2 protein-coding genes are annotated in these 820 nt (G+C 32.4%); both read left to right on the plus strand.

The window, feature by feature from the left end; genetic code table 11:
- A partial coding sequence (locus tag JI65_RS16970) for a hypothetical protein (protein WP_191018344.1) occupies positions 1-286 on the plus strand: 286 nt, incomplete at its 5' end.
- A gap of 3 nt (positions 287-289) precedes the next feature.
- Entirely contained in the window at positions 290-667 is a 378-nt protein-coding gene (locus JI65_RS16975) for a hypothetical protein (protein WP_191018345.1), read from the plus strand.
- The last annotated feature ends 153 nt before the right edge of the window (positions 668-820 follow it).

The raw sequence follows: 820 nt of genomic DNA on the forward strand, positions 1-820 counted from the left end.
AGATGCGATTCCGGAGGCTGATAAGAAAGCTATAGCACAACATTCTCACGATGGCGGGCATGGTTATGAAGTTAATTTTGACAATCCGACGGAAGAAGGTATAAGACAACGGATAGATGATATCTTGTCTGACCCTAATACAAAAGTTAAAACTCGTAAAAGGGATGGTTCTAAATTGTATATGGCGGATGATGGTACGGCTCTAATATATAATCCATCTGCTGACGACAAAGGAACTATATATTTACCAGATAATCCTGATAGAATGTTAGAAGGTTGGAAGTAAGAAGTGATTACAGTTGAAGAATATATGGAAATAAATACGGTTCCTTTAATAGCAAAAAAAGAAGGCTTGGTTTATTACATTAAGCAATGGGAACTCAATGTACATAAATTATTTTCATGGAAAAAATATACTTACGATGATTATTATGCTGTAATTGGCAAACGAGATAGAATGCAGGACATTTGTAATAAATGTCTTGTATATCAAGATTTTTTAAATCAAATAAGAAAAATTGATTTTGATTTTATAAAGCAAACTAAAGAAGTTGATATTGATATTTTGAACAAAGCAGCTGGTAGCGACCTCGATAAAAAGGAGAGATGGTATGCTTTTCGTTTGTTGACTTCTCATTACGATGATTGGATTGGATATTTAAAATAATGCGATTGGTATCGGACTTTTTTGGCACAGGTTGATATTGATGGAATAAACATCTTGAGAGATTTGAATTTTTTAAAAAGACGATTTAATGAAGTATTAGAAGACGAGCAGGGGTTTTATAATGGAAGATGATAAATTTTATTCATGGATTTC

This window comes from Treponema zioleckii (genome assembly GCF_014737315.1).
GTDB lineage: Bacteria > Spirochaetota > Spirochaetia > Treponematales > Treponemataceae > Treponema_D > Treponema_D zioleckii.